At 30.2% G+C, this 4,645-nt stretch carries 11 protein-coding genes; all 11 read left to right on the top strand.

The genetic code is table 11. The annotated features are described in order from the left end of the window. Nucleotides 1-145 precede the first annotated feature (145 nt). The 11 genes from LWW95_11650 to LWW95_11600 all read left to right on the top strand — a co-directional run bounded on the left by LWW95_11650 (nt 146) and on the right by LWW95_11600 (nt 4,362). On the top strand, nt 146-397 hold the full coding sequence (locus LWW95_11650; protein ID MDL1957680.1) for a hypothetical protein: 252 nt from the start codon (nt 146-148) through the stop codon (nt 395-397). Beyond that, entirely contained in the window at nt 366-947 is a 582-nt protein-coding gene (locus LWW95_11645) for a hypothetical protein (GenBank protein MDL1957679.1), read from the top strand. The genes LWW95_11650 and LWW95_11645 overlap by 32 nt, the downstream gene beginning before the upstream one ends. Before the next feature lie 156 nt (nt 948-1,103). Beyond that, a complete protein-coding gene (locus LWW95_11640; protein MDL1957678.1) occupies nt 1,104-1,346 on the top strand; it encodes an AbrB/MazE/SpoVT family DNA-binding domain-containing protein in 243 nt (80 codons plus the stop codon). After that, nucleotides 1,336-1,746, top strand: coding sequence for a type II toxin-antitoxin system VapC family toxin (locus tag LWW95_11635; protein MDL1957677.1), 411 nt, complete (start codon nt 1,336-1,338; stop codon nt 1,744-1,746). Before LWW95_11640 ends, LWW95_11635 begins: the two co-directional genes overlap by 11 nt. Before the next feature lie 205 nt (nt 1,747-1,951). After that, nucleotides 1,952-2,098 (top strand): hypothetical protein, encoded by a 147-nt coding sequence (locus tag LWW95_11630; protein ID MDL1957676.1) that lies wholly within the window; start codon nt 1,952-1,954, stop codon nt 2,096-2,098. Between the two features lie 266 nt (nt 2,099-2,364). Beyond that, nucleotides 2,365-2,595: a DUF6290 family protein gene (locus LWW95_11625; GenBank protein MDL1957675.1), complete on the top strand. Its 231-nt coding sequence runs from the start codon at nt 2,365-2,367 to the stop codon at nt 2,593-2,595. Further along, a complete protein-coding gene (locus LWW95_11620) occupies nt 2,596-2,889 on the top strand; it encodes a type II toxin-antitoxin system RelE/ParE family toxin (protein ID MDL1957674.1) in 294 nt (97 codons plus the stop codon). It begins immediately after the preceding gene. 662 nt (nt 2,890-3,551) lie between these two features. Beyond that, nucleotides 3,552-3,689 carry a hypothetical protein gene (locus LWW95_11615; GenBank protein ID MDL1957673.1) on the top strand — a complete coding sequence of 46 codons (138 nt, stop codon included), beginning with the start codon at nt 3,552-3,554 and terminating at the stop codon, nt 3,687-3,689. Nucleotides 3,690-3,696: 7 nt separating this feature from the next. Beyond that, nucleotides 3,697-3,987, top strand: a complete 291-nt coding sequence (locus LWW95_11610; GenBank protein MDL1957672.1) for a nucleotidyltransferase family protein — start codon at nt 3,697-3,699, stop codon at nt 3,985-3,987. After that, complete coding sequence (locus tag LWW95_11605) at nt 3,980-4,153, top strand: hypothetical protein (GenBank protein MDL1957671.1); 174 nt, start codon at nt 3,980-3,982, stop codon at nt 4,151-4,153. The genes LWW95_11610 and LWW95_11605 overlap by 8 nt, the downstream gene beginning before the upstream one ends. Next, nucleotides 4,120-4,362, top strand: coding sequence for a DUF86 domain-containing protein (locus LWW95_11600; protein MDL1957670.1), 243 nt, complete (start codon nt 4,120-4,122; stop codon nt 4,360-4,362). The genes LWW95_11605 and LWW95_11600 overlap by 34 nt, the downstream gene beginning before the upstream one ends. Nucleotides 4,363-4,645 lie beyond the last annotated feature (283 nt).

Raw genomic sequence — 4,645 nt, 5'->3', positions numbered from 1 at the left:
GGTGTTCTTTCTTAATTTTTTCTCATTTCTTTATTAAAAATATCCTTCTCCAAAATTCAATCGCGGATTTTGGGATAAATATCATGAAGATGAAATAGATTTATATGAATTATGGTTAGTTATTAAAAAAAGATGGAAAATTATTTTGGGCATATTTTGTAGTATTATAGTTTTAGTAGCAGTATTATCTTCTTTAATAACACCAGTATATAAAAGTACATTTTTGGTTAAAGTTCCCATAATTACTGAAACCTCTCTTGCTACAACTGGAACACCCAAAGTATCTATTAAAGTTCCTATAATTACACCTGATGAAACTAAGTCTTTGATTGAAATTATAAATAATTTTTTAAGAGAAAGGAATTATGAAAAGCTTAAAAAATTTATTAGAAATTAATGAAGATATTTTACAAAATTTAAAAAAAATAAATTGTCAAGAAACAAAGACAAAGACAAAGACAAAGACACAATCAGTCATTATAGAAATACAAACTACTCAAAAAGAAAAAATTCCTCAAATATCCGATGCTTTAATAAATTATTTAAATAAAAATGAATATGTGGCTAAAAAACTTCAAATAGAAAGAGAAAAATTAGAAAGGCAAAAAAATTTGCTGCTTTCAAAATTAAATGAGATGAAAATTTTAAAAAAAATCGCACTTAAAAAGATAGACAAGAAAGATACAGATATTGTTGGTTTTAATCCTATGGAAATAGAAAAAAGTATTATTTATACTGAAATTCAGCTTCAGGATACGGAGAAAAATTTAAAATTGTTAAAAGGTTTTGAAAAAATAACTGAACCTTTTATTCCTAAAAAACCTTTTAAACCAAAAAAAAGACTAATGGTAGCAATTTCTGGTATAACTGCTCTTTTCTTTGGTGTATTCTTAGCATTCTTCTTGGAATGGATAGATAAAGTCAGACAAAAAGACCATAGAATTTGATAAAAGATATAAATTGGTAAGTCTTCTGAAGTTGTATAATACTCAATATTAAGCCTTTCTGCTATATCTTTATGCCCCATCTTGCACCAAAGTAATGAAAACTATCTACTATTGACAAATTTGTTTCCTACTATTATCCTAAAGTAGGAGGTAAAAATGGTAGTAGCAAAAGTTCTACCAAAAGGTCAAATTACTTTACCCAAAATAATTAGGGATAAGCTGAGAATAAAGGTGGGGGATATTATTTCTTTTGAGGAAAGAGAGGATGGGATTGTGATTAAAAAAAGCAAAACCATTCTAGATTATCAGGGATGCTTGCCTGATTTAGGCTTAAGCGCAGAGGAGATAAAGGAAAAGGCTATAGAAGAGGCTGCAAAGGAGATAGTTGGTGTCCGTTGATGCTTTTGTGGATACTAATGTTTTTATTAGGTTTTTTGTAAAAGATGACTCTAAAAAAACTGAAGGATTACAGCGTCTGATACAAAAAGCAAGAAAAGGCGAGTTGGTTCTACATGTTATTCCTATAGTAGTGCTAGAAATAGTGTGGGTGCTAGAAAAAATTTACAAATGGCCAAGAGGAAAAATTTCAGAACTCATACAAGCACTTCTCAACACGCCTGAATTAAAAGTAGAAATGAGAGATATGGTTAATCAGGCTATCCAACTATACGAAACCACGAATATAAAGTTTGCTGATGCTTTTATTGCTTGCTGGGTAAAAAGAAAAGGTGGAAGGCTGTTTTATACATACGATAAAAAGCACTTTAAGGTAGTGGGACTGGATGTGGAGGAACCATGATTTTGAATATCAAGTGTATTGCTATTAAAGTAAAATGCGATAAGTGAAGGATCTTAAGAGTATATTTAAGATAAAAAGAGATTAATTGATATGAATTACCCAAAAGTTGCAATTATTATTCCTTAATTATAACAATGGCTCTTCAAATAACTCTATGGAGTATATAAAAGCATGTAGATAGAGGAAAAGCGAAGAGAAGACGGGAATGAAACCGAGTAGATTAAAGAACTATCCATTAGATGTAGAAAAATTCGAGCAACTTACTGTGGAGCAGAAAAATATGTTAGATACTCTTGCTTTCAGATTTTCCAAACTTCAGGATTTGGTAGGAAGATTTTTAGGGAGTTTTTAGATGAAATGGGATTTATTACAGAAAAGGTGGGATGCCCCATTTTATCCAAAAAATTTATAAATATTCTAAAAACAAATTATCACAAAACGATTTAGTAGCAATACTTAAGAATTTCACTCTGTTTTAAGATTTAATCTTTTAGCTATCTTTTAATTCTGAGGAGGCATATGAAGCAGCTAAAAAGAATCTGCTTAAAATAAAAGTACTTGCAGGATTGTAACAAAAGTGTTACAAATATAATATATAAAAAATATGGAGTTAGTTAAATGGCAAATGAACAGTTAAGAATCAATGTTGTTTTCGATAGGTCTTTATATACTCTTATTAAAGAGATTTCTGAAAGAGAAAGTATATCTATGTCTGCTGTGGTAAGGGATTTAGTTAAAGAAGCCTTAGAGTTAAAAGAAGATGTTGCATTGACAAAATTTGCCGAAGAAAGAGAAAAAGATTTAAAAGAAGAAGAGCTTATGTCCCATGAGGAAGTGTGGAAAGTGTAGATGTCTGTCTATGCAATAAAGTACCATCCTGCGGTTAAACGAGAGGACATTCCCAAACTTTCTCAAGAAATTCGTTTCAGAATTAAAAGGATGATTGAAACAAAGCTAGTGCATGAACCTGAGAAATATGGCATTCCACTGAGAGGAACACTTAAAAAATACTGGAAATTAAGGGTTGGCGATTATAGAATAGTATTTAAAATCAAAGACAAAGAAGTAATTATTTTAGGAATAAGACACAGAAAAGACATCTACAAATACACAAGCAGAAGAATTTCTGCTTCTGGGAGTTAATCCGGATGGTTTCAAAATCTTACTGATTTTTTGCAAAGGAGGCCGCTTAATCAAAAAAATGTAAAAGAAGAAACTGGGGCAATTAACTACAGTGTAACATTAGATTGGGATGCCCCCAAATTTTGGACATCACCAATGTTAGGGTTAAAGAATCTTTTATTCTCTGCCTTTTTCACATATTTCCTCTGGTGTTTTGTATCCAAGTGCACTGTGTAATCTGCAAATATTGTAATCTTCTATCCAGTTGTTTATCTTTTCTCTTGCCTCAAAAATATCATTAAATATCTCTCTATTCAAGCATTCAAAGCGCAAAAGCTTGTGAAAACACTTCTTGCTCTATGTCCCAGCCATAAGGGCTTGAAAATGTTTGGACTTAAATTTAGACGCCACAGAGTTACCCGGAGACTCAGCTTCAGCCAAGATACGAATGATTTGATCAATGCTAAATCTATTTTTTCATAGTCGCCCCCTTTAATCCAAAAAACGGGGAACAATCCAACAGGCTTTTTCTTTTTTAAAAGAAAATGATTTTGTTGAAATTGCCAAAGATAAAATTATAAGCTATATTCGTGGTGAAAAGGTTGATATTGAAAAATTAAAAGCAAATTGGGAAGGTTTTCTTAAATTAAGAGTTGGAAAGATTAGAGTGATTTTTAAGTTGGATGTTGAAAATAAAATTGTTGAGATTTATAAAGCTGGGTTACGAGGAAAAGCTTATAAAAAATGAATTTAGGAGGCTTGCTGATATTGACGATGCAGTAAAGAAGGTGCTTGAGGTGTTTGAGGAAGAAATAATGTGAGGAGATAATGAATAGAGAAAAAATTTTAAATGAGCTAAAGAGATATAAACCCATTTTAGAAAAAAAATATGGTATTACTAAATTAGGAGTTTTTGGTTCTGTAGCAAGGGGAGATGTGAAAAACAGTAGTGATGTAGATGTGGTTGTAGAAATAAAAAATATAGATCCTTTTATTTTATTGGATATTAGAGAAGAACTTAGTAAGTTACTTGGTTGTAAGGTTGATTTAATTAGGATGAGAAAAAATTTAAACAAAATTTTGAGAAAGAGGATTAAAAAAGAAGTGATTTATGTATGACAAAGAGCTTGTTTTAGATATGTTAAGACAAATAGAAAATTCAATTAATATTATTTTAAAAAGATTTTCTGTAATTAATGATCCTAATGATTTTGTAAAAGATGAAGAGGGTTTAGAAAAGCTGGATTCTATATGTATGCAATTGATAGCTATAGGGAAGCCTTAAAACAGATAGACAAGATTACAGAAGGTAAGTTTTTACTGAAGTACCCTCAGGTTGAATGGGACAAGGCAAAGAAAATGAGGGATATTATTGCTCATCACTATTTTGATATAGATGAAGAAGTCGTTTTTATTGTATGTCAAAAGCATCTACCTTTAATGCTTGAAGTTGTTAGAGGAATGATAAAAGATTTAGAAATTGAAGACAAATAAAAATTAAAAATAAGTTATTTAAAATGAGAAAAGAAACAATTTGTGGAGTAAAGTATGAGATGCCCCATTTTATCCAAAAAATTTATACAATATTTTAAAAACAAATTATCACAAACCGATTTAATAGCAATACTTAAGAATTTCACTCTGTTTTAAGATTATGAGGTTCTACAGGAACCTTTGGAACTTAATTTTTCTAAAATATCACCCTAAATCCTTGTTTGCCATACAAGAAACCCCGTAAGTGTGCTATAATAAAGCGATTTTGAAAAATCACCTTTCA

This window comes from Candidatus Desulfofervidus auxilii (genome assembly GCA_030262725.1).
Classification (GTDB): Bacteria; Desulfobacterota; Desulfofervidia; order Desulfofervidales; family Desulfofervidaceae; genus JAJSZS01.
This window is presented reverse-complemented; position numbering and strand designations above follow the sequence as displayed.